This is a genomic window from Acidovorax sp. 99, assembly GCF_003096455.1.
GTDB lineage: Bacteria > Pseudomonadota > Gammaproteobacteria > Burkholderiales > Burkholderiaceae_C > Acidovorax > Acidovorax delafieldii.
Window position 1 is genome coordinate 3,237,677 of the sequence record NZ_QEKU01000001.1, and the last position, 22,583, is coordinate 3,260,259.

Annotated in this window: 20 protein-coding genes; 13 read left to right on the forward strand and 7 right to left on the reverse strand. The window is 66.8% G+C overall.

What is annotated here, in order from left to right; genetic code table 11:
* Positions 1 to 185: 185 nt before the first annotated feature.
* From urtA to urtE, 5 genes are all read left to right on the forward strand, one after another.
* On the forward strand, positions 186 to 1,448 hold the full coding sequence (urtA, locus tag C8C95_RS15130; protein ID WP_056641426.1) for an urea ABC transporter substrate-binding protein: 1,263 nt from the start codon (positions 186 to 188) through the stop codon (positions 1,446 to 1,448).
* 152 nt (positions 1,449 to 1,600) lie between these two features.
* Complete coding sequence (gene urtB, locus C8C95_RS15135) at positions 1,601 to 3,181, forward strand: urea ABC transporter permease subunit UrtB (protein WP_116749109.1); 1,581 nt, start codon at positions 1,601 to 1,603, stop codon at positions 3,179 to 3,181.
* A 20-nt stretch (positions 3,182 to 3,201) separates the two neighbouring features.
* Positions 3,202 to 4,341 (forward strand): urea ABC transporter permease subunit UrtC, encoded by a 1,140-nt coding sequence (gene urtC / locus C8C95_RS15140; protein ID WP_116749110.1) that lies wholly within the window; start codon positions 3,202 to 3,204, stop codon positions 4,339 to 4,341.
* Positions 4,338 to 5,213, forward strand: a complete 876-nt coding sequence (urtD, locus tag C8C95_RS15145; protein WP_116749111.1) for an urea ABC transporter ATP-binding protein UrtD — start codon at positions 4,338 to 4,340, stop codon at positions 5,211 to 5,213. Before urtC ends, urtD begins: the two co-directional genes overlap by 4 nt.
* A gap of 76 nt (positions 5,214 to 5,289) precedes the next feature.
* A complete protein-coding gene (gene urtE, locus C8C95_RS15150) occupies positions 5,290 to 5,982 on the forward strand; it encodes an urea ABC transporter ATP-binding subunit UrtE (RefSeq protein ID WP_116749112.1) in 693 nt (230 codons plus the stop codon).
* Positions 5,983 to 6,117: 135 nt separating this feature from the next.
* Here urtE and C8C95_RS15155 read toward each other — a convergent pair whose 3' ends face one another.
* The gene (locus C8C95_RS15155) at positions 6,118 to 7,023 is read right to left on the reverse strand and encodes a LysR family transcriptional regulator (protein ID WP_116749113.1); all 906 of its coding nucleotides are present in this window, start codon (positions 7,021 to 7,023) and stop codon (positions 6,118 to 6,120) included.
* Between the two features lie 199 nt (positions 7,024 to 7,222).
* On the opposite strand from C8C95_RS15155, the gene C8C95_RS15160 reads away from it, so the two are divergent.
* The 3 genes from C8C95_RS15160 to C8C95_RS15170 are packed head-to-tail and all read left to right on the forward strand — an operon-like array spanning position 7,223 to position 11,142.
* A complete protein-coding gene (locus C8C95_RS15160; protein ID WP_116749114.1) occupies positions 7,223 to 8,236 on the forward strand; it encodes a porin in 1,014 nt (337 codons plus the stop codon).
* Positions 8,226 to 9,227 (forward strand): tripartite tricarboxylate transporter substrate binding protein, encoded by a 1,002-nt coding sequence (locus C8C95_RS15165; protein WP_243415700.1) that lies wholly within the window; start codon positions 8,226 to 8,228, stop codon positions 9,225 to 9,227. Before C8C95_RS15160 ends, C8C95_RS15165 begins: the two co-directional genes overlap by 11 nt.
* A gap of 13 nt (positions 9,228 to 9,240) precedes the next feature.
* The gene (locus tag C8C95_RS15170) at positions 9,241 to 11,142 is read left to right on the forward strand and encodes a CocE/NonD family hydrolase (RefSeq protein ID WP_243415701.1); all 1,902 of its coding nucleotides are present in this window, start codon (positions 9,241 to 9,243) and stop codon (positions 11,140 to 11,142) included.
* Between the two features lie 22 nt (positions 11,143 to 11,164).
* On the opposite strand, the gene C8C95_RS15175 is transcribed toward C8C95_RS15170, so the two are convergent.
* Positions 11,165 to 12,016, reverse strand: coding sequence for a phosphatase PAP2 family protein (locus C8C95_RS15175; protein WP_116749116.1), 852 nt, complete (start codon positions 12,014 to 12,016; stop codon positions 11,165 to 11,167).
* A gap of 312 nt (positions 12,017 to 12,328) precedes the next feature.
* On the opposite strand from C8C95_RS15175, the gene C8C95_RS15180 reads away from it, so the two are divergent.
* The 3 genes from C8C95_RS15180 (at position 12,329) to C8C95_RS15190 (ending at position 15,624) form a co-directional block, all read left to right on the forward strand.
* Positions 12,329 to 13,399 (forward strand): diacylglycerol kinase family protein, encoded by a 1,071-nt coding sequence (locus C8C95_RS15180; RefSeq protein ID WP_116749117.1) that lies wholly within the window; start codon positions 12,329 to 12,331, stop codon positions 13,397 to 13,399.
* 43 nt (positions 13,400 to 13,442) lie between these two features.
* Positions 13,443 to 14,231, forward strand: coding sequence for a metallophosphoesterase (locus C8C95_RS15185; RefSeq protein WP_243415702.1), 789 nt, complete (start codon positions 13,443 to 13,445; stop codon positions 14,229 to 14,231).
* Between the two features lie 310 nt (positions 14,232 to 14,541).
* Entirely contained in the window at positions 14,542 to 15,624 is a 1,083-nt protein-coding gene (locus C8C95_RS15190) for an adenylate/guanylate cyclase domain-containing protein (RefSeq protein WP_060984123.1), read from the forward strand.
* 38 nt (positions 15,625 to 15,662) lie between these two features.
* Here C8C95_RS15190 and C8C95_RS15195 read toward each other — a convergent pair whose 3' ends face one another.
* Positions 15,663 to 16,409 (reverse strand): haloacid dehalogenase type II, encoded by a 747-nt coding sequence (locus C8C95_RS15195; RefSeq protein WP_116749118.1) that lies wholly within the window; start codon positions 16,407 to 16,409, stop codon positions 15,663 to 15,665.
* A gap of 174 nt (positions 16,410 to 16,583) precedes the next feature.
* Here C8C95_RS15195 and alaC point away from each other — a divergent pair, with 174 nt between their 5' ends.
* Together alaC and C8C95_RS15205 are read left to right on the forward strand one after the other, a co-directional pair.
* Positions 16,584 to 17,810: an alanine transaminase gene (gene alaC / locus C8C95_RS15200; protein ID WP_116749119.1), complete on the forward strand. Its 1,227-nt coding sequence runs from the start codon at positions 16,584 to 16,586 to the stop codon at positions 17,808 to 17,810.
* Positions 17,811 to 17,893: 83 nt separating this feature from the next.
* The gene (locus tag C8C95_RS15205) at positions 17,894 to 18,406 is read left to right on the forward strand and encodes a GAF domain-containing protein (protein ID WP_116749120.1); all 513 of its coding nucleotides are present in this window, start codon (positions 17,894 to 17,896) and stop codon (positions 18,404 to 18,406) included.
* A gap of 29 nt (positions 18,407 to 18,435) precedes the next feature.
* Here the strand turns inward: C8C95_RS15205 and C8C95_RS15210 are convergent, their stop codons facing one another.
* The 4 genes from C8C95_RS15210 to C8C95_RS15225 form a co-directional block, all read right to left on the reverse strand.
* Positions 18,436 to 19,272: an urease accessory protein UreD gene (locus C8C95_RS15210; protein WP_116749121.1), complete on the reverse strand. Its 837-nt coding sequence runs from the start codon at positions 19,270 to 19,272 to the stop codon at positions 18,436 to 18,438.
* Positions 19,273 to 19,364: 92 nt separating this feature from the next.
* Positions 19,365 to 20,753: an FAD-binding oxidoreductase gene (locus C8C95_RS15215; protein WP_116749122.1), complete on the reverse strand. Its 1,389-nt coding sequence runs from the start codon at positions 20,751 to 20,753 to the stop codon at positions 19,365 to 19,367.
* 101 nt (positions 20,754 to 20,854) lie between these two features.
* Positions 20,855 to 21,640, reverse strand: coding sequence for an ABC transporter permease (locus C8C95_RS15220; RefSeq protein WP_116750300.1), 786 nt, complete (start codon positions 21,638 to 21,640; stop codon positions 20,855 to 20,857).
* Between the two features lie 131 nt (positions 21,641 to 21,771).
* Positions 21,772 to 22,572 (reverse strand): ABC transporter ATP-binding protein, encoded by an 801-nt coding sequence (locus C8C95_RS15225; protein ID WP_116749123.1) that lies wholly within the window; start codon positions 22,570 to 22,572, stop codon positions 21,772 to 21,774.
* Positions 22,573 to 22,583: the final 11 nt, after the last annotated feature.

Genomic DNA, 22,583 nt, shown 5'->3' on the forward strand with positions numbered 1-22,583 from the left:
CGCAACGGCCCCCGTGTGATGCGGGCTCGCAGCGGGGCGTGTACGCCACCCGGCGTATTTCGCCAACCGGCCCCGCTCTCCAGAATCCATTCCATCGCCCGATCCACAGGGGCTCCACATCGGGGCCCACCGGGCGAAGCGGTTTGATTGATTTCCTGATTGAAACCACCACCGGAGAAGCACACATGCAACGTCGTTATTCCCTCAAGGCCCTCGCGGCCGTCGCTACGCTCGCTGGCCTGTCTGCGCTGCCAGCCCACGCCCAGGACACGATCAAGGTCGGCATCCTGCACAGCCTGTCGGGCACCATGGCCATCTCTGAGACCGTGCTGAAAGACACCGTGCTCATGGCGATCGACGAGATCAACGCCAAGGGCGGCGTGCTGGGCAAGAAGCTCGAACCCGTGGTGGTGGACCCAGCCTCCAACTGGCCCCTGTTCGCCGAAAAGACCAAGCAGCTGCTGGGCCAGGACAAGGTCTCGGTCATCTTCGGCTGCTGGACCTCGGTGTCGCGCAAGTCGGTGTTGCCGGTCGTGGAAGAAATGAACGGCCTGCTGTTCTACCCCGTGCAATACGAAGGTGAAGAGCTGTCCAAGAACGTGTTCTACACCGGCGCCGCGCCCAACCAGCAGGCCATCCCTGCGGTGGACTACCTGATGAGCAAGGACGGCGGCAGCGCCAAGCGCTGGGTACTGCTGGGCACCGACTACGTCTACCCCCGCACCACCAACAAGATCCTGCGCGCCTACCTCAAGAGCAAGGGCGTGAAGGACAGCGACATCGACGAGAAGTACACCCCCTTCGGCCACTCTGACTACCAGACCATCGTGGCCGACATCAAGAAGTTCAGCCAGGGCGGCAAGACGGCCGTGGTCTCCACCATCAACGGTGACTCCAACGTGCCCTTCTACAAGGAACTGGGCAACGCGGGCCTGAAGGCCAAGGACGTGCCCGTGGTCGCCTTCTCGGTGGGCGAGGAAGAGCTGCGTGGTGTGGACACCAAGCCGCTGGTGGGGCACCTGGCCGCCTGGAACTACTTCCAGTCCATCAAGAGCCCGGCCAACACCGAGTTCATCAAGAAGTGGAGCGACTACGCCAAGGCCAAGGGCATTGCCGGCCACAAGGACAAGCCGCTCACCAACGACCCGATGGAAGCCACCTACATCGGCATCAACATGTGGAAGCAGGCGGTTGAAAAGGCCAAGAGCACCGATGTGGACAAGGTGATTGCCGCCATGGCCGGCCAGACCTTCAAGGCACCGTCGGGCATCGTCTCCAAGATGGACGAGAAGAACCACCACCTGCACAAGAGCGTGTTCATCGGCGAGATCAAGGCCGACGGCCAGTTCAACGTGGTGTGGAAGACGCCCGGCCCCGTCAAGGCCAAGCCATGGTCTCCTTACATCGAAGGCAACGACAAGAAAAAAGACGAACCTGAGAAGAAGTGATCTCCCCCTGAGCGGCTACGCCGCTTCCCCCTCTCTCACGCTGCGCGTGGGAGGGGGACGCCCCCAGCGCGGCGGGGCGGCCCTTGCGCGGGGGCCCTGGTCTAGGCCCTGCCCTCTGCATGGGCCTTTGCATATTGACCGACTGGCCCCCCATGAATTTCTCTTTCTTATCTCGCCTCATTGTCTGCCTCTTGCTCTACGCAACTGCGCAGGCACAAGCACTCACCGCCGAGCAGGCCCTGGCCATGGCCGCTGGTGACACCGACGACCGTGTGGCCGCCGTGCAGCAGGCCGTGGTGGAGCCCAGCGAACGCACCGCTGCCTTCTTGCAGGCGCTGGCCGACGACGCGGTGAAGGTGGCCGATGGCAAGGCGCTGATCGTGCGCGATGACAAGGGCATCGACCCTGTCACTGGCGGCGAGGTCCCTGTGCCCGCCGATGCCGAAGACATCATCAACAACAACCGCATGCGCGGCGAGATCGACACGGCCCTGGCGGGCCTGGCGCTGTTTGGCAAGGACGAAACCCAGCGCATGGCCGCCGCCAAGGCACTGAGCAAGGAACCGGATGCAGGCCGTCTGCCCCTGCTCGACAAGGCATTGGCGCAGGAGACCAACGACAAGATCAAGACCCAGCTGGAGCTTGCGCGTGCCGCCACGCTGCTGGGCAGCGACGACCCCGCACAACGCATCGCGGCCGCCCAGGCACTGTCGCTCAGCGCCACACCTGATACGCGGCTGCTGCTCAACGAACGCGTCACCGTCGAAGAAGACGCCAAGGTCAAGGCCGCACTGCAGGCCGCACTGCGCGCCATGGAAGGCCAGCTCGCCTGGGGCGAACGCCTGGGCGCTGCGTTCTCGGGCATCAGCCTGGGCTCCATCCTGCTGCTCGTCGCCTTGGGCCTGGCCATTACCTACGGCCTGATGGGCGTGATCAACATGGCCCACGGCGAGCTGATGATGATCGGCGCCTACGCCACCTATGTGGTGCAGGGCATCTTCCAGAAGTATTTTCCGGGTGCGTTCGACTGGTACCTGGTCGCTGCGCTGCCCCTGGCCTTTGGCGCCTCGGCCGCCGTGGGCGCGGTGCTGGAGCGCGGCGTGCTGCGCTTTCTGTACGGCCGCCCCCTGGAGACGCTGCTGGCCACCTGGGGCATCAGCCTGGTGCTGATGCAACTGGTGCGCACGATTTTTGGCGCGCAGAACGTGGGTGTGGAAAACCCCGCGTGGATGAGCGGTGGCGTGCAGGTGCTCTCCAACCTCACGCTGCCCTACAACCGCCTCGTCATCATCGGCTTTGCCATCGCCGTGCTGCTGGGCATGGGCTACCTGATTGGCCGCACGCGCCTCGGCCTGTTCGTGCGCGGCGTCACACAAAACCGCCCCATTGCATCGTGCATGGGTGTGAACACCGCGCGCATTGACACCATGGCGTTTGCGCTGGGCTCGGGCATTGCCGGCCTCGCTGGCTGCGCGCTGAGCCAGGTGGGCAACGTGGGGCCCGACTTGGGCCAGAGCTACATCGTCGATGCCTTCATGGTGGTGGTGCTGGGCGGCGTGGGCCAGCTGGCGGGCACTGTGTATGCCGCGCTGGGCCTGGGCATCCTCAACAAATTCCTTGAAGGCTGGGCGGGCGCCGTGCTGGCCAAGATTGCGGTGCTGGTGTTCATCATCATCTTCATCCAGAAGCGGCCCCAAGGCATCTTCGCGGTCAAGGGCCGCACGGCAGATTGAGTAGCCACGCGACAACCATCATGACGACTCCATCTCCTACTCCCATCCAACTGCCCGCACCCGCGCCGCTGCTCACGCGCGGCGGCTGGTCGGCCTTCATCGTGGCGCTCATCGTGGTGTGCGCCGTCGCCCCCGTGCTCAACCTGTGGGTGCCTGCGGGCAGCATGTTCCACCTGTCGGACTACGCCGTAGCGCTGCTCGGCAAGATCATGTGCTACGCCATCTGCGCGCTGGCCATGGACCTGATCTGGGGCTACACCGGCATCCTGAGCCTGGGTCACGGCCTGTTCTTTGCCCTGGGTGGCTACGTGATGGGCATGTACCTCATGCGCCAGATCGGCCGCGACGGCAACTACAAGAGCGACCTGCCGGACTTCATGGTGTTCCTGGACTGGAAGGAGCTGCCCTGGCACTGGGCGCTGTCCGACAGCTTCATCGCCACGCTGATCCTCATCGTGGCCGTGCCGGGCGTGATCGCGTTTGTGTTCGGCTACTTCGCCTTCCGCTCGCGCATCAAGGGTGTGTACTTCTCCATCATCACCCAGGCCATGACGTATGCGGCCATGCTGCTGTTCTTCCGCAACGAAACCGGCTTTGGCGGCAACAACGGCTTTACCGACTTCAAGCGCATCCTGGGCACGCCCATTGCCACGCAGAACATGCGCATGACGCTATTCGTGCTGACGGGGTTGTCGCTGCTGGGCTTCTTCCTGCTGGCGCGCTGGCTGGTGCGCAGCAAGTTTGGCCGCGTGCTGCAGGCCGTGCGCGATGCCGAGAGCCGCGTCATGTTCTCGGGCTATTCGCCGCTTCCCTACAAGCTCACCATCTGGACCATCAGCGCCATGATGTGCGGCGTGGCGGGGGCGTTGTATGTGCCCCAGGTCGGCATCATCAACCCCGGCGAGATGAGCGCCGCCAACTCCATCGAGATCGCCGTATGGGCGGCCGTGGGCGGGCGCGCCACACTCATCGGACCCATCGTGGGGGCGTTCATCGTCAACGGTGCCAAGAGCTGGCTCACGGTGACGGCGCCGGAGTTCTGGTTGTACTTTCTGGGCGCGCTGTTCATTGCGGTCACGCTGTTCCTGCCCGACGGTGTGGTGGGGCTGGTCAAGAAGCTCAAGGCAAAAATGACAACAACGAAGGGAGCCGCGCAATGACGCCCGATCTGATGGAAGAAGGCGCGCGGCGGCTGCAGAAGACGCTGGCGCCCGTCGCACTGGGCCAGACCGAGTCGGGTGGCCGCGCTGCAGGCTTCTCGCGCATTGCCACGCCGGGCGAAGTGGACGTGACCCACGGCCGCATCCTGTACCTGGAAGACGTGCATGTCAGCTTTGACGGCTTCAAGGCCATCAACGGCCTGAGCCTGGACATCGCACCCGGCGAGCTGCGCTGCATCATCGGCCCCAATGGTGCGGGCAAGACGACGATGATGGACATCATCACCGGCAAGACCCGGCCCGACAAAGGCACGGTGTTCTTTGGCTCCACCATCGACCTGTTGCGCCACAACGAGCCCGAGATTGCGAGCCTGGGTATCGGCCGCAAGTTCCAGAAGCCCACGGTGTTCGAGCAGCTCACCGTGTTCGAGAACCTGGAGCTGGCGCTCAAGACCCACAAGGGCGTGAAGTCCAGCATGTTCTTCAAGCTCGACTCCGCACAGTCGGACCGCCTGGCCGAGGTCCTGCACACCATTCACCTGGCCGACAGCGTCACGCGCCAGTCGGGCAACCTCAGCCACGGGCAAAAGCAGTGGCTGGAGATTGGCATGCTGCTCATGCAGGACCCCAAGCTGCTGCTGCTGGATGAGCCGGTGGCGGGCATGACGGATGAAGAAACCGCCCGCACTGCGGAGCTGTTCCTCACGCTCAAGGGAAAACACTCGCTCATGGTGGTGGAGCACGACATGGGCTTCATCCGCACCATCTCAGAGAAGGTGACGGTGCTGTGCGATGGCTCGGTGCTGGCCGAAGGCACGCTCGACCAGGTACAGGCCGACGAGCGCGTGATCGAGGTGTACCTCGGCCGGTGAAAGTATTCACTATCAAAAATATAGCTGCCGGCGCATATTGAACTAGCGCTAGCGGCCCAAAACACCCCAAGTCACCATGCTCACCGTCCAGAACATCAACCAGTACTACGGCGGCTCCCACATCCTGCGTGACGTGAGCCTCACCGCCACCCCGGGCAAGGTCACCGTGCTGCTCGGCCGCAACGGCGTGGGCAAGACCACGCTGCTCAAAAGCCTCATGGGCCTGGTGCCCATCAAAAGCGGCTCCATCCAGTTTGACGGCAAGCCCATCGACAAGGCCACGCCCTACGACCGGGCGCGTGCCGGCATCGGCTTTGTGCCGCAAGGCCGCGAAATCTTCGGCCGCCTCACCGTGGAAGAAAACCTGCGCATGGGCCTGGCCTATAAAAGCGGCTCCACCCCCGTGCCGCCGCACCTGTACGAGTTGTTTCCCGTACTCAAGCGGATGCTCAAGCGCCGGGGCGGTGACCTGTCGGGCGGACAACAGCAGCAGCTGGCCATTGCGCGTGCACTGGCGCCCGGCCCGCGATTGCTGATCCTGGACGAGCCCACCGAGGGCATCCAGCCCAGCATCATCAAGGACATCGGCCGTGTGATCCGCATGCTGGCCGACCAGGGTGAGATGGCCATCCTGCTGTGCGAGCAGTACTACGACTTTGCGCAGGAGCTGGCCGACGAGTACCTGGTGATGGAGCGCGGTGAGGTCATCGCACGCGGGCCGGGTAGCGAGATGGAAGCCAAGGGCATTCGCAACCTCGTGGCGATTTAAGAGCGCACCCCCTGAGTCGCCTGCGGCGCCTTCCCCCTCTCTTGCTGCGTGGGAGGGGGATGCACCCGGTGGCCCGGCGAGGCCAGTTCCACGGGGGCACTGGCGAGGGGCGCGCCAGTTTCAGAGAGCTGAAGGCTATGCCACGGCGGGGGACGGTGCTTCCATCGCCTCCACCAGCAGTCGCGTGAAAGTGTCATGCAACGGCGAAGCCGGTGCGTTGTTCACCGTGGCGATGCCCAGCTGGTAGGCGATACGGGGCCTGAACGGGCGCGACGTGATCGCCTCGTACGGGCAGTGCCGCGCCAGCAAGGCGTTCACGATCGAGACCCCGAGCCCTTGGGCCACGTGGGCGCAGGCCTCGCTGATGGAGTGCACCTCCAGCGCCACGCGCGGCTGCACGCGCCGCTGGCGAAAGGCCATGTCGATGTCGTGGCGGATCTGCCGCTGTCGCCCCAGCAGGATCAGGCTGACGTCGATCAGGTCGGTGGGGCTGACCTCTGCCAGGCCTTCGAGCGCATGGCCCCGGGGCATGATGCACACGGCTTCGGAGTCCAGGCTGACGCGGGTGTTCAGTCCCTGCATTTCCATGGGCAGGCGCACGAGGCCGATGTCCGCATCGCGGCTCAGCAGCGCGCGCTCGGTGTCGTTGTACGAGCCTGACAGCACCTCCAGCACCACGTCCGGGTGCGCCTGCATGAAGCGCTTGGCCAGCACCGGCATGAGTGTGGTGGCCAGCGTGCTGGGCACCGCCACCTTCAGCAGGCGCCGCTTGAAGCCGCCCAGGCGCAACTGTTCGGCATGGCGGCGAAAGCACTGCGCCGAGTCCATCAGCACCTGGGCGTCGTGCAGCAGCGCATGGGCTTCGGCCGTGGGGCTCAGGCGGCCTTTTTCGCGCACGAACAAACGCAGGGCCAGGTCCTCCTCCAGCTGCGCCAGCAAGCGGCTGATGGCGGGCTGCGACAGCCCCATGCGCTCGGCCGCGCCGGTGGTGGAGCCGCTGAGCATGATGGCCTGGAAGGCCTCGAGTTGCTTGAAGTTCATGGGGTGGAAAAGGGGCAGACGTTCGGGTATGCAGGCAGCCAGCCTGCATCTTTGCATTGCTGCCACGCCAGCGCAAACCTGCGGTCTATTGCATAGGGTCATCAGCGTTCGTCATAGCGTTGTGGCCGAGCACCTCGCTCCACAGAATCGGCGGCGTCATCAGCCAACCTGGCACCACCCCTTCAAGGAGCAAGATTTCATGAGGCGCTCATTTCCCTTCGCGCTGGCCGCCTGCGGCCTTTCCGTTTCGGCTGCGGGGCCCGCTGCCGCACAGGACCTGCAGGTCTATGGCCAGGTGCGGCTCACCGTCAACAACGTGAAGACCGGCAACGCCGGTTCCGTCACGGAAGAGCGCGACAACGCATCCCGCCTGGGCTTTCGCGGCAAGGAAGACCTGGGCGATGGCCTGGCCGCCTTGTTCGGCCTGGAGATGGGGCTCGAAGCCGACTCCGGCGCCGCCACCACGCCAGCGTTTCGCAACAGCTATGCCGCCTTGCGCGGCAGCCTGGGCACGGTGGCGCTGGGGCGGCTCGACTCCGCCAACCCGACCGGCTCGCCGCTGTACTCGCAAGTCACGCGCATCACCTCGTTCGCCGCCAACGATGCCGGGGCCACGGCCATCGGCACCTCCATCCTGAACGCGCGCAACCGCACGTCCAACGCCATCGGCTACCAAAGCCCCACCTGGGGCGGCGTCAACCTGCGGGCGCGCTACTACCTGCGCGGCGATGCCAAGACGCCCGAGCAGGAAAACGGCGCCAAGTCTCTGGACCTGGGCCTCAACTATGCCGACGGGCCCTGGTCGGCAGGCATCGGCTACGGCAAGGACACGCGCCCCGGTGGACTGCTGGCCAACGAGTTCTCCAGCAAATGGCAGGCCGGCGTGCGCTACGACTTCGGCGCGATCGAGCCCTATGTGCTGCTGGGCCGCGATACGTACGCCAGGACGTCGGCCACCACCCGCGCCGATGTGGACTACTGGCTGGTGGGCACCCGCTTTTCAGCTGGCCAGCACGCCATCGTCGTCAACGTGATGCAGCGCGATGTGCAGGCGTCGCTGCGCGGCCTGCGCAAGCGCCAGCAGGTAGCCTATACCTATGCCCTGTCCAAACGCACCGAACTGCAGGCCTTCATCGACCGCGACGGCATCGATTCGAGCCGCAGCAATGTTTCCGTGCGCGCCATTGGCGCGGGAGTTCGCCATGATTTCTGATAACAAGCACCGCATGATTCCCTGGATGTCCCGCATGCCGCAAACGCTCGCGCTGTTGTGTTCATTCATGCTGTGCCACCCCCTGATCGCCGGCGCGGCCGAGTTCCCCGAGAAGCCCGTGCGCATCGTGATTCCGTTTCCGGCAGGGGCAGCTGCGGACACGGCCATGCGTGTGGTGGCACGCAAGATGTCGGACCAGTGGCGGCAGCCTGTCGTCATCGACAACCGGCCCGGTGCGCACGGCTTCCAGGCGGTCTCCTCGGCGCCGGCCGACGGGTACACGCTGCTGATGGGCGCAGGTTCCGGCATGGTGACGGCGCCGCTGCTGTCCAGCAAGCTCACGTACAACCCCTCGCGCGACTTCGTGCCGGTGGGGCGGGTGGTGGTCAACGTGCCCATCCTCACCACGCACCCGAGCCTGCAGGTCCGCACGGTGCAGGAACTCATCGAGCTGGCACGCAAGAACCCCGGCGGCCTGAACTACAGCACCAGCGGCAACGGCAGCCCGGGGCATTTGTCGATGGAGATGTTCCAGGCGGCCACCGGCACGCGCATGGTGCAGATCCCGTACAAGGGCGGCGGCCCGGCGGTGAACGAGCTGGCGGGCGGGCATGTGCAGCTGGGCATCAATGCAGTGCCCAGCGTGGCGGCTCATATCAAGGCGGGCAAGCTGGTGCCGCTGGCGGTGGCGAGCGCTAAGCGCTCGCGCGCCTTCCCGCAGGTGCCGACCATGGCCGAGGCGGGGCTCAAGGACTTCGAGTACGACATCTGGTACGCCCTGTTCGCGCCCACCGGCACGCCGGCGGATGCGGTGCAAAAAATCAGCAAGGTGCTGCGCGCCTCGCTGGCCGACGCGGAGGTGACCGCCTCGCTGGTGGCGCAGGGTGCGGAGCCCGCGCCCACCACGCCGCAGGAGCTCGGCCGCTTCATCCAGGAAGACACAGCGCGCTGGGCCAAGCTGGTCAAGGACCGCAACCTCAAGCTCGACTGAGGCAGGACCTTCCATGACCACGATGATGAATCCAATGGCGCCGTCTGCCGCCCCGGCCGGTGTGGGCGGGGTGGTGCGGCACACCTGCCGGGTGCCCATGCGCGACGGTGTGCACCTGGCCACCGATGTGTATCTGCCGGCCGGTCACACCGGCCCCCTGCCGGTGCTGCTGGAGCGCACACCCTACGGCAAAGACGAACCCACCCGGCGCGAGCGCACCGCCGCCGACCCCGCACCCCTGCGGCGCGGCGAGGTGGCCGAGCGGTTTGCCCGCGAGGGCTACGCGGTGGTGGTGCAGGACTGCCGGGGCCGCTTCGACTCCGAAGGGCAGTTCACCAAGTACCTGGGCGAGGCCCACGACGGCGCCGACACCATGGCGTGGATCGTGGCGCAGCCCTGGTGCAACGGCGCCGTGGGCACCTACGGGCTGTCGTATGCGGCCCATACCCAGACGGCGCTGGCCAGCCAGCGGCCCGCCGGGCTCAAGGCCATGTTTCTCGAATGCGGCGGCTTTGCCAATGCCTACCGGGGCGGCATCCGCCATGGGGGCGCTTTCGAGCTCAAGCAGGCCGTGTGGGCCCTGCGCAATGCGCGCAGCGGCAGCAACAGCCTGAGCGACGCCGCGCGCCAGGCGCTCGACCAGGCCGACATCGGCGAATGGTTCTTGCGCCTGCCCTGGACGCGCGGCGACTCACCGCTGCAGTGGGCGCCCGAGTACGAGGACTATCTCTTCGGCCAGTGGGAGCGCGGCAGCTTCGATGACCATTGGCGCCAGCCCGAGCTGTATGCGGCAGGCCACTACGGCGCCTTCGAAGGCGTGGCCGTGATGCTGATGTGCGGCTGGTGGGACCCCTATGCGCAGACCACCACCGACAACTACCTCGGGCTCTCGCAGCGCGGGCAGGGCGACGTGCGCATGGTGCTGGGCCCCTGGACGCATGGCGAGCGCAGCGTGCCGTACGCGGGCGATGTGGACTTCGGCCGCGATGCGGTGCTGGATGGCACGCTTGCACCCGACTACGTGCACATGCGGCTCGCGTGGTTCAACCACTGGCTGCGCGGGCAGCCGCTGCCCGCGGGGCAGGGCGATGCCGTGCGCTACTTCCGCATGGGCGGGGGCACGGGGCGGCGCACGCCGCAAGGCCGGCTCGACCATGGCGGCGTCTGGCGCAGCGCGGCCCGCTGGCCTGTACCGGCGACCACGCTGGTGCCCTGGTACCTCGCGCCGGGCGGGCTGCTGTCGCAGTCCGTACCGCAGGCCGAGGCCCAGGCCGGTTTTTGCTTCGACCCCGCAAGGCCGGTGCCCACCATCGGGGGCTCCGTCACCTCGGGCGAACCGCTGATGGTGGCCGGTGCCTACGACCAGCGCACGCACGACGGGCTGTTTGGTGCGCAGGCGCCGTTCGGGCCGCTGGCCGGCCGGGACGACGTGCTGGTGTTCCAGACGCCGCCGCTCGACGGCGATGTGGAGATCACCGGGCCGGTGACCATCGCGCTGTGGGTGTCGTCCACCGCACCCGACACCGACTTCACGGCCAAGCTGATCGACCAGTATCCGCCCAGCGAGGACTACCCCGAGGGGTATGCGATGAACCTGACCGACGGCATCCTTCGCTGCCGCTACCGCGACTCGTGGGAGCAGCCGGGGCTGATGGCGCCTGGCGAAGTGGTGGAGATCACCATCGAGCCCATGCCCACGTCCAACCTCTTCCGCCGGGGCCATCGGATACGGCTCGACATCTCGAGCAGCAACTTCCCGCGGTTCGACGTCAACCCCAACACCGGCGCTCCGGAGGGCAGTGCGGGGCCACGGGTGGTGGCGTTCAACACCGTGCACATGGGGCCGGGGCGTGCGTCCTGTGTGGTCTTGCCGATGCAGCCCATGGCGTCTGCCGAGGACTCCCCCGCGCGGTGAACCAGGGCGCCCGGGCGGCGGCTCAGCGGCGCGTCGTCGGGGGCGCAGCGCCGCGCCAGCGCGACACACTCTCCATGATCAGCACCGTGCACACCATCCACGTGCCGCCCAGCAGCCAGCCTGCCAGCACATCACTGGCGTAATGCACGTGCAGCACCACACGGCTCCAGCCGGTGGTGAAGATCAGCGCGCCGGCCAGCACCACCGCAGGCAGGTGCCAGGCGCGGGGCAATAGCCGCGTGGCCAGGTAGGCCAGCATGGCATAGGCCACCATCGATGCGCTGCTGTGCCCACTGGGAAAGCTGTAGCCGCTGGCCTCGGCGATGCCGTGCGTGTGCTCGGGCCGCACCCGCTCGAACAGACGCTTCAGCACCTTGGTCAACGCGCCGTTGCCCGCCATGGCCACCAGCCAGCCGGTGGCCAGCAGGCGGTGCCGGCGCAGCCACATCAGGGCGGCCACGCCCAGTGCCAGCGCGGTCAGCACCCAGGTGTCGCCCAGGTGGGTGAGGGTGGCAAACCATTGCAGCACGGCGGCGGATGTCTGTGCTTGCAGGCCTGCGGCCAGTGCGTCGTCCAGTGCGCCCCAGGTGCCCGGGGCGCGCCCGCTTTCGGCCAGCTCTGCGAGCGCGGCACCTGCCAGAGCCAGCGTGCAGGCCGAGGTGGCCATGGCGGCCACCAACACCCAGCGCGCTTGCGCCGGAAACATGCGGCCCAGCGGGGCGCCCGCGTGTTGTCGCAGGCGGCGCAAGCCGGTCAAGGCGACGCTACCCAGCAGGGCAAACGACAGCACGCCAGCCATCCACCAGCCCAGGGGGTGTTGCGCCAGCAGGGCGCCGATGTCGGTGGCGGCCAAAGCGCTGGAGGTTGTGGTCATGGAGATAGTGGGTCCTTTCTTCGGATGCACCCGCAGGGCGGGCGGCCCCTGGAGAGAAGCCGCGGGTTGTACCGAAGTTCCCAGCATCCCGTTGCGCGGTGGGTGTATCGCATCATCACTGCCGCTGTCGGCGCCGGCTGACAAAGGGTAGGCGTGGCTACCGGCTGCGCGGGGGACAGCCGTTTGTCACCATCGAGTGCCCTGCAATCCGTGTTGGCGCTCATGGTGTGGTGTGGGCCTGCGGGCTCGCCCGGTCGCTGCGATTGGCTCAGCGCGCTGTGGGGTTGCTCTTGTTTGTTGCAGAGTTTTTGCATGACACCTTCGGAACACACCCTTCCTCCCCAGCCCCGTGGCCCCATCCACCTGGTGGTGCCTCGGCGGCCCGGTGCCGACCTGGACCTGCTGCGCGCCAAGCTGGAGGGCGTGCCCGCCTTGCAGACGCACGATGTGGTCTGGCATGTGCCCGACCACCGTGCAGACATCGTGCAGCTGGCCGAGCGTGCTGCCCAGGCCGCGCAGGATGACGGCGGGCTGTTGGTGGCCGCCGGGGGCGACGGCACCATCAACGCCGTGGCGTCGGCTGCCCTGCGCGCCGGGGTACCGCTGGGGGTGGTGCCCATGGGCACCTTCAACTATTTCAGCCGCGAGCACGGGCTGGCGCTGGACCCGGAAACCGCCGTGCAGGAACTGCTGCAGGCCCTGCATGCAGGCGACCTGCGGCCGGTGCAGGTGGGGTTTGTGAACCGGCGCATGTTTGTGGTCAACGCCAGCGTGGGCCTGTACCCCAAGATGCTGGCCGACCGCGAAATGGCATCGCGCCGGTTTGGCCGCAAGCGCTGGGTGGCCGTGGCGGCGGCGGTGTGGAGCCTGTTCCGCCCCGCGTCGGGCCGCCGCTGGCGCGTGGTGATGAAGACGCACCAGGGCGCCGAGGCGCAGCAGGAAGAGCACCTGGTCACCACCCTGTTTGTGGGCAACAACCCCTTGCAGCTGGACCGCATGGGCCTGCCGCAGGCGCAGAAGGTGGCCGATGGTGGGCACCTGGCTGTGGTCATGCTCAAGCCGCAGGGGCGCTGGGCCATCGCCCGCACGGTGTGGAATGCCGCCACCGGCCAGCTCGACAAGGACAACGCGGTGGTCAGCATAGCTTGTTCCGAGCTGTCCGTAGCACCCGCCAGCTGGCGGCCGCCCCAGGTCAAGGTGGCGTTTGACGGCGAGCGGGAATGGATGGCGCCACCCCTGCATTTCCGCATCAGTGCGCGGCCACTGTGGCTGGTGGCACCGAGTCAACTTGCGCGTGACGGTGCATCGCAGACCCCCCCGCCAGAAGAAAACACGGCTTTCGTCCCTGCCGACACGCCCGCGCCCGGCTTGCTGCCCGCTTGATGGAGTGACCCTTGCGTCTGCCTACCCCTCGACACCCCTTGCCATGACGGTTCTGATGCACCTGTCCGACCTGCACTTCGGTGCGCACGACCCGGTGGTGTGCGCCGCTGTGCAGCGGCTGGCGCAACGGCTGGGCGTGGCGATGGTGGTGGTGTCGGGCGACCTCACGCAGCGCGCCACGGCCGACCAGTTTGAGCAGGCCGCGCGGTTTGTGCAGGGCCTGCATGCGCGCAGCAATCTGGTGCTGGCGGGCAACCACGACCTGCCCCTGTTCGCGTGGTGGATGCGCTGGGGCCGGTCGTACGAGCGGTTCTCGGAACAGTTTGGCCTAGACCAGGAGCCCGTGCGGCAGATGGGGGCGTTCTACGTGGTGGGCGTGAACACCACACGTGCTTGGCGGCACGAGCGCGGCAGCCTGTCGTCCGCCCAGATCGAGCATGTGGCGCTGCTGCTGGCGCGGGCGCCCCCTGGTGCATGGCGTATCGTGGCCAGCCACCATCCCCTGGTGGCCCGCGATGCCGAGGACCGCGACCACCGCCCCCACCGCGCGGACGAAGCCGTTGAGCGCTGGCGTATTGCCGGTGCGCAAATGCTGCTGTCCGGCCACGTGCATCAGCCGCGCCTGCTGCAGCCCTTGCCCGGGCTGTGGGCCAGCAGCGCAGGCACGGCGGTGTCGCACCGCCTGCGGCACGGCAGCCCCAACAGCCTGGTGGTGCTTAGCACCGAGGCATCGGGCGCCGCACTGGACGGTCAGGCAAGGGTGGCGGCCCGCTGGGACTATGACGGTGCCGTGGGCGAGTTTGTGTGCGTGGACCGGGTGAGCGCCGGGTGAAGGTGGGCAATCCGCCGATTGCTACACAAGTAATAGCTATCAGCGCATGTGTTTCTAGCGCTTGAAGTCAAAAACACTCCAAATCACCCTCTGACAGTGCTGGGACGCTGCTCGCGTCCTCCGCACATCGGTTTTTTGATGGTGAGTAGTTGCCGTGGCGCTCGCTGTTGCTGCTTTGCCCGGAGTGTTTTCACCGGTTGACCAGCCGTGGGGCGGCGCCTATTCTGGGTGGCGAAGGGCAGGCATTGCCTCTTGAACAGGTTCTTACCCCCACCCACAAAAGCCCGGCCGCTCCACGCCCCAGACCTCCATGCACAAAGAATTCCACCACGACGCCGTGCGCCGCCTGCAGGCGCTGATCGAACGCGAAACCGGCAAGCCGCTGGGCGAGGCGGCCCAGGCCGAGATGGCAGACATCCTGCACGGCATGGAGAACCCCGAGGGCGCAGCTGCCAACGGCCTGGAGGTGGCACCGCGCGAGGTGACCATCCTGCTGGCCGACCTGCGCGGGTTCACGGCGCTGTCGGGGTCACAGCCTGCGTCGGTGGTCATTGCGGCGCTCAACCGCTGCCTGGCACGGCTGTCGGAGGTTGTGTTCAAGTACCAGGGCACCATCGACAAGTTCATGGGCGACTCGATCATGGTGCTGTTTGGCGCGCCGGTGGCCCGCGACGACGATGTGGACCGCGCGCTGCTGTGCGCGGTGGAGATGCAGATCGCCATGCGCGAGCTGAACCTTGCCCACCTGACCGAGCGCCTGCCCGAGGTGTTTCTGGGCATCGGCGTGAACACAGGCACCGTGATGGCCGGGCGCTTTGGGTCGGACGTGTATTCCGAATACACCGTGATCGGCGAGGCGGTGAACCTGGCTTCCCGCATCGAGGCGCTGAGCCTGCGCGGCCAGGTGCTGATCAGCGACTCCACCTACCAGCGCTGCTGGGGGCTGGTGTCGGCGTCTGCACCCATGCAGGTGTTCGTCAAGGGCCGCACGCAGCCCGTCAGCCTGCGCGAGCTGATCGCCATCCCGTCGCACAAGCTCAAGGTGCCCCGCCAGGAGTTCCGCCGCAGCCACCGCGTGGACGCGCGCCTGCCCTGCCTGTGCCAGCGCATGCAGGACAAGATCGTGGTGCCCCACATCGTGCACGGCGCCATCCGCGACATTGGCTACCACGGCCTGCTCGTGGAGTTGATCGAGCCGCTGGAACCCCACAGCGAGATCAAGCTGGAGTTTGAACTGCCGCTGGTGGACTACCGTGTGGCCGATGTCTACGCCCGCGTCGTCACGCTCAAGCAGGAGGGCGACGAATGGGTGGCGGGGCTGGAGTTCACGTCCATCAGCGCCGAGTGCCGTGCCAAGGTGCAGATGTTTGTGCAGCTGCTGGTGGCGCACTGAAGCGCGCGCACACCGGCGCACACCGCACCGCAGGCCGTTCAGCACCCCAGCATGCTGGCGAGATCGTTCAGGTCCTGGGCGTGCAGGTCATTGCCCGGCTGCGGCGACACATCCTTGGGCTGAGCCACGCCAAACTCGTGCGGCCGTTCTATGTAAGCCGTGCGCAGGCCGCAGCCCCGCGCAGCGGCCAGGTCGTCGTGGTGGGCCGCCACCAGCGCCACTTGCTGCGGTGGCAGGTCAAACACCCGCGCCACGCCCAGGTAGGTGTCGGGGTGGGGCTTGTAGGCATTGAACACCTCGGCGCTCAGCACACAGTCCCAGGGTAGCCCGGCGCGCTTGGCCATGTCGGTCAGCAGGCCGATATTGCCGTTCGACAGCGTGGTGATCGTGTAGCGCTGCTTGAGCCGCGTCAGGCCCTGCACGCTGTCGGGCCAGGCATGGAGCCGGTGCCACACGCGGTTGAGGTGCTGGCGCTCGGCCTCGCCCAGGTGGCTCAGGCCAAAGCGCGGCAGGATCTCGTCCAGGATCTGCCGGTGCAAGGCATCGATCAGCGTCCAGCCCTGTTCGCCGCGCATCACCCGCGCCATGGCAGGCTGGTAGCCCGCGCGCCAGGCCAGCGCGAACGCATCGGCATCCACCTGGGGGTAGAGCGCACGCACCTCGCGCGCAATGCTGCCGTGCCAGTCCACCACGGTGCCAAAGATATCGAAGGCCAGCACCTGCACCTGGGCAAAAGGGTGGTCGGCAGGCAGGGCAGTGGGGTTGGTGGGTGGGGTGGTGTTCATGCGCCCATCGTAGAGGCGGCGGCAAGCCCTCGTCCCCACTGCGGCATTGCCGCCACACTGCGCACAAAGGACTGGAGCGCTGCCCGCAGCTTGCGCTACATTGGCTGCGGGCCGGCCTTTCTGCTGGCCACGTCGCTCGGACGGTTCCGGGCGCTTACGTGAAAGTCACACCGCATGTCTGCATCGCAGGGCAAGCGCCGTTTTGCGCGCATCGATCGCCTCCCTCCCTACGTCTTCAACATCACGGCCGAGCTTAAACTCGCCGCCCGCCGCCGGGGCGAAGACATCATCGACATGAGCATGGGCAACCCCGACGGGGCCACACCACCGCACATCGTCGCCAAGCTCACTGAAGTGGCCCAGCGGCCCGACACCCACGGCTACAGCGCCAGCAAAGGCATCCCGCGCCTGCGCCGCGCCATCAGCCACTGGTACAAAGACCGCTACGCGGTGGACATCAACCCCGACACCGAGGCCATCGTCACCATCGGCTCCAAGGAGGGCCTGGCCCACCTGATGCTGGCCACGCTGGACCGGGGCGACACCGTGCTGGTGCCCGACCCCAGCTACCCCATCCACATCTACGGCGCGGTGATTGCCGGCGCCGACATCCGCAGCGTGCCCGTGGCGCCCGATGTGGACTTTTTTGCCGAGCTGGAAAAAGCCATCCGCGGCAGCTACCCCAAGCCCAAGATGATGATCTTCGGCTTTCCCAGCAACCCCACCGCGCAGTGTGTGGACCTGGGTTTCTTCGAGCGCGTCATCGCCCTGGCCAAGAAGCACGACATCCTGGTGGTGCACGACCTGGCCTACGCCGATATCGTGTACGACGGCTACCGCGCCCCCAGCATCATGGAAGTGCCCGGCGCCAAGGACGTGGCGGTGGAGTTTTTCACCCTGAGCAAAAGCTACAACATGGCCGGCTGGCGCGTGGGCTTCATGGTGGGCAACCCCGACCTTGTGGCGGCCCTGGCCCGCATCAAGAGCTACCACGACTACGGCACCTTCACGCCCCTGCAGGTGGCCGCGATTGCTGCGCTGGAGGGCGACCAGCAGTGCGTGAAAGACATCGCCGCCCAGTACCAGCGCCGCCGCGACGTGCTTTACAAGGGCCTCACTGAGTCCGGCTGGGCGGTAGATTGCCCCAAGGCCAGCATGTACATCTGGGCGCGCATTCCCGAGCCCTACCGTGCGCTGGGCTCGCTGGAGTTTGCGCGGCAGCTGCTGGACAAGGCCAAGGTGTGTGTGTCCCCGGGTATTGGTTTTGGCGACCAGGGGGATGAATATGTGCGCTTTGCGCTCATCGAGAACGAGGCACGGATTCGGCAGGCGGTGCGGGGGATTCGCGCCATGTTCAAGGCGGATGGGTTGTTGAAGCTGCCCCCGGTGATACCAGCCTGAGAAAGGCGCCGCAAGGCGGCGCTGAAACCCGTTGCAACGACTGCTTACGGCATTGGCATGCGCCGCCGCGTAGACTGCGGCGCATGTTTCTGGACTACAACCCCGACGACCTCGATGTCACCATTTTCGAACTGCTGGTGGCCACCAGCGACGCTGCCGATCCCGACCTGCCAGCGGCTGTACCGCAGGTGCTGAAGCTGCTGCGCACCCGCCTCAACATGGACGTGGCCTTCGTGTCCCAGATCACCGAGGGGCGCAGAACCATTAAGGCGGTGGACAGCGCCGCAGACTTTTCCGCAGTGCAGCCGGGCAGATCGGACCCCGTGGAGGAAAGCTGGTGTCAGTGGGTGATTGAGGGGCGCTTGCCCGAAGCGATCAAGGACGCCGGGCCCCTGGTGGCGGCGGGCCGGGCACCCAACCCCGGCTTTCCCATCGGCACGCATCTGAGCACGCCGGTGCGGCTTTCGGGCGGGGAGATATATGGCACGTTGTGCTGCTTCAGCCGTGGCGTGCAGGCCGACGTGGACATCGGCCGCCTGCGGTACACGGCTGACCTGCTGGCCTCGCGGCTCACACTGGATCCCTGGAAGCGCTGACCTCCTGCAGGGCAGTGTTGATCGGCCCCTTACATCGCCCAGATCCGGGGTGCTTCCCCTTCCAGCGACCACATCGCCCGACGCCACGCCACCCGCACGGCCTTGAGCAGTTTCATCGCAGGCTCCACCTGCGGCGCCAGCACACGCACCACCACCATGCGGTCGTTGGGGCTGGTGGCGCCTGCGGTGGCCTTGACCAGGGGGTGCTGATCCATCACTGCACGGGCCGCGTCCAAGGCCGCGTCGCGGCGCGTGCGGTCGAGGGGCGTGCCTGCGGCAAAGAACATGCTGGCCATGCAGCGGTGGCCCGCCAAGCCCAAGGGGCTGCTCAGCAGCCGGTCATCGGCGGCGTCGATGACGCCGCGCTCCAGCCACAGGCCGGGCACTTCCAAGTGCTGGGTGAAGCGGCCTTGTTCAAACGGCTGGCCCGCGTGCGGCAGGCCCAGCGCCGTCACGTCCCAGGCGATGCACTCGGCGCCGGGGGCGAGGTTCAGCGTGAGGTGGTTTTCAGCGTGGCAGGCGCTGTAGCACAGGGCTTCCAGCGGCAGCCACTCCAGGCGCGCGCCTTCGGCCAGGGTGAGGTGGCTGCGTTGCAGCGCCAGCGGGCCGGTGGAGCGGTAAAAGCGCGTGGCACCGGGCGTGGTGACCAGGCCATGGGCGCCAAGGCCCACGGTGGTGGTGATGTCCAGCGTGTCGCCGCCCACCAGGCCGCCGGGCGGGTGCACCAGCACGTTGTGGCAGATGCCATCGCCCTCGGGGTACAGGCTTTGCAGGATGCGCAGCGGCCCGTTGTGCTCGTAGCGGGCTACCGTGCGGGCGCTATGTTCTGCCGTGTAGTCGAGCTGAAGGCGGGCGTGCCAGGGCATGTTTCGATGGTTTGCTACTAAATGAGTAGCTGATTATGCCCTGCAGGCAAGCGGTAGAGGCCTGTGGGTGCGACACGCGCCACCCGTTTTCTCTACGCTGTTTGGCGTACAGGTGTCTGCACGGGGGCTGTGGGTTCGGCCGTGTACCAGCTGCGCAGCTTGCCCGGGTTGAGCAGGCCCTGGGGGTCAAAGCGGCGCTTCATGCCCACCACGGCCGGGTCCAGGTTGTTCTGCTTGCCGTCTTCCACGATGTACACATGTGGGTTGTTGATCTGCACGCCGTGGTCGCGGTAGATCTGCATGATCTGGTTCAGGCGTTCTTCGGTGGTGTAGCGGATGATCTGCAGGCCGCTGCAGTTGAAGGCGCCCTCCTTGGTGCGCAAGAACTCCAGGTGCATCATCACCTCGCCCTTCAGCGCGGCCTCCAGCGCCTTCACCTGCTTGAGGCGGTGCATGGGGTTGAAGCCGCTCTGGATATAGGTCAGGCCCTTGTCCACCTTGAGGGCGTGCAGGGTGGTGTGGTTCCAGGTGTATTCGAGCAGCGTCTTGTGGCTGCTGGCCACTTCGTCGGCCGTCTTGCGGTAGGTAACCTGACCGCCGTGCTGGGCCACCATGTCGCGCATGCCGGCTTCTGAGTGCGGGGCCACCAGCAGCAGCACGGCGTGCTGGTCGGCAGGCAGGTGTTCGGCCAGACTGGTGAAGTACTGCGGGATGGGCGCGGCCACAAAACACACCTCCTTTTTCTCCAGCCCGGGCGCGCTGCCAAAGCGGTCGGCAAACTCCAGCGCGGCGTCGAATTGCTCGAAGGTGGCGATGCATTCGGTCCACTCCACGGCAGGTGTCAGGGCCACTTCCAGCTCCAGCACGATGCCGTTAGTGCCGTAGGTGTGGTGCAGCAGCATGCCCTCGGGGCCGCGCAACTCGATGACCTGCGGCTCGGGCTCCACTGTCATCGCACGCACGGCCAGCACGTTGCCAGGCGCGGCCAGCGGGCCGTGGTTGATGGAGCCCGCACCACCAAAGCCGCCGCCAAACAGCCCGCCCAGCGTGGCGCTGCGGTAGGTGCTGGGCAGCCAGCGCAGCTCTTGCCCGTGGGGCTTGGCCTGCGCATCAAAATCCGCCAGCCGGATGCCCGACTGCGCGCGGCCCACGCCGCCGCGCACCCAGCCAAAGGCGTTGTAGCCCGACAGGTCCAGGATCACGCCGCCGTGCAGCGGTGTGCTCTGGCCATAGTTGCCGGTGCCGCTGCCGCGCACGGTGAGGGGGATGCCCGCACTGGCGCAGGCGGCTACCACCTGGCGGATTTCTGCTTCGGTGCGCGGGCGCACGGCGATGTCGCCGCGCTTGCCCGCCAGGTCGCGTTTGAGCACGGGGCTGAACCAGGCAAAGTCCTGTGAGAGGCGGCCCACGCGCAGCGGGTCGGCGATCCAGTCGAGGTCGGGCAGCAGGTCGGGGAGTTGTTGGGCGGTGGTGGTGGTCATTTCGGTATCTCCTTGGCCGCTGGTGGCCGTTTTGGGCAAAAGGAAGCCCGTGCCGCGCGCCAGTGGCTGCGCGCGGTGTGTTGGCGATGGGGTTGAAAGGGCTAGTCGTGCGACGTTTCGCTGGCGTGCCAGCCGCCCAGGGCGGCGCGGGTGAGCCAGGCCATCAGCACGAACAAGGCGACGCCAGTGAGCGAAATCAGCAGCAGTGCAGCAAACATGCGCGGGATGTTGAGCTGAAAGCCGGCCTGCAGGATCTGGTACGCCAGCCCCGCACCCTGGCCCCCGGTGCCCGCCACAAACTCAGCCACCACAGCGCCGATGAGCGCCAGGCCGCTGGAGATGCGCAGCCCGCCAAAGAAGTAGGGCAGCGCGCTGGGGATGCGCAGGCGCAGCAGGGTCTGCAGCCGCGTGGCGCGGTTGAGCTGGAAGTAGCTTTGCAGATCCGGCTCCACACTGCGCAGGCCCAGTGTGGTGTTGCTGATGATGGGGAACAGGGCGACCAGTGCGGCGCAGATCACCATCGACGCCGTCGGGTCCTTCACCCAGATGATGATGAGCGGTGCCACGGCCACGATGGGGGTGACCTGCAGCAGCACGGCGTAGGGGAAGAGCGCGGTCTCGATGCGTTTGCTTTGCACAAACAGGAACGAGATCAGCACGCCCGCCACCGTGGCTACCACAAAGGCCAGCACCGTGATCTTGACGGTGACCCACAGCGATCCGCCCAGTGCGGCCCAGTCGGTGAACAGCGTCTTCATCATCAGGATGGGCGAGGGCACCAGGTAGGGCGGCAGCTCCATGGCCGTGACCAGGCCCTGCCACAGCGCGATCAGCACCAGGCCGACCAGCACGGGGTAGACCACGCGCTGCACGCGGGGCTGGGCCATGAGCGGCGGGCGTTTGGGTGTGGTCTTGGTGGCAGGTTTGGCAGCGACTGGTGCAGGCGCTGAGCGCGGTGCGGCTGCGGGGTGGGCGGTGACCACGGGCGACGCCATGGGTGCGGAAGGGAAGGGGGTGCTCATGCTACGGTCTCCTCGGTGTGCACGCTGGCGCGCAGCAGGCTGTCCTGCAGCAGCTTGGCGTAGCGGCTGAATTCGGGCGACACCATGAAGTCGGACGTGCGGGGGTAGGGCGCGTCGATGCGGAACTCTTCGACCACGCGGCCGGGGCGTGCGGCCATCATGACCACGCGGCTGGAGAGGAACACCGCCTCGTGGATCGAGTGCGTCACAAAAATCACGGTGAGCTTCTTCTTGCGCCACAGGTCCAGCAGGTCGGCGTCGAGCTTGTGGCGCGTGATTTCGTCGAGTGCGCCAAAGGGTTCGTCCATCAGCAGCAGGTCGGGCTGGGTGACCAGGCCGCGCGCAATCGATACGCGCATCTGCATGCCGCCCGACAGCGCACGGGGCAGTGCGTTGGCAAACTTGGCCAAACCCACCAGCGCCAGCGCTTCGGACACGCGCGCATCGGCCTCGGCACGCGGCACGCCCGCCAGGTCCAGCGGCAGGCGCACGTTGGTCTGCACACTGGCCCAGGGCATGAGCGTGGGTGACTGAAAGACAAACGCCATCTTCTTGCCGCTTTCGTCTAGCTGCGCCACGGGCTTGCGCCACAGGTGCAGGCGGCCGTCGGTGGGCTCCAGCAGGCCTGCCACCATTTTCAGCAGCGTGCTCTTGCCGCAGCCCGAGGGGCCCAGCAGGGTGACGAACTCGCCTTCCTCAATGGTCAGGTCCACCGGCAGCAGGGCCTGGGTGCCATTGGGGTAGGTTTTTTCGGCGGAGAGCACCTCCACGGCGGGTGTGGAATAGGTGGCTGGCATCGGGGTGTGCA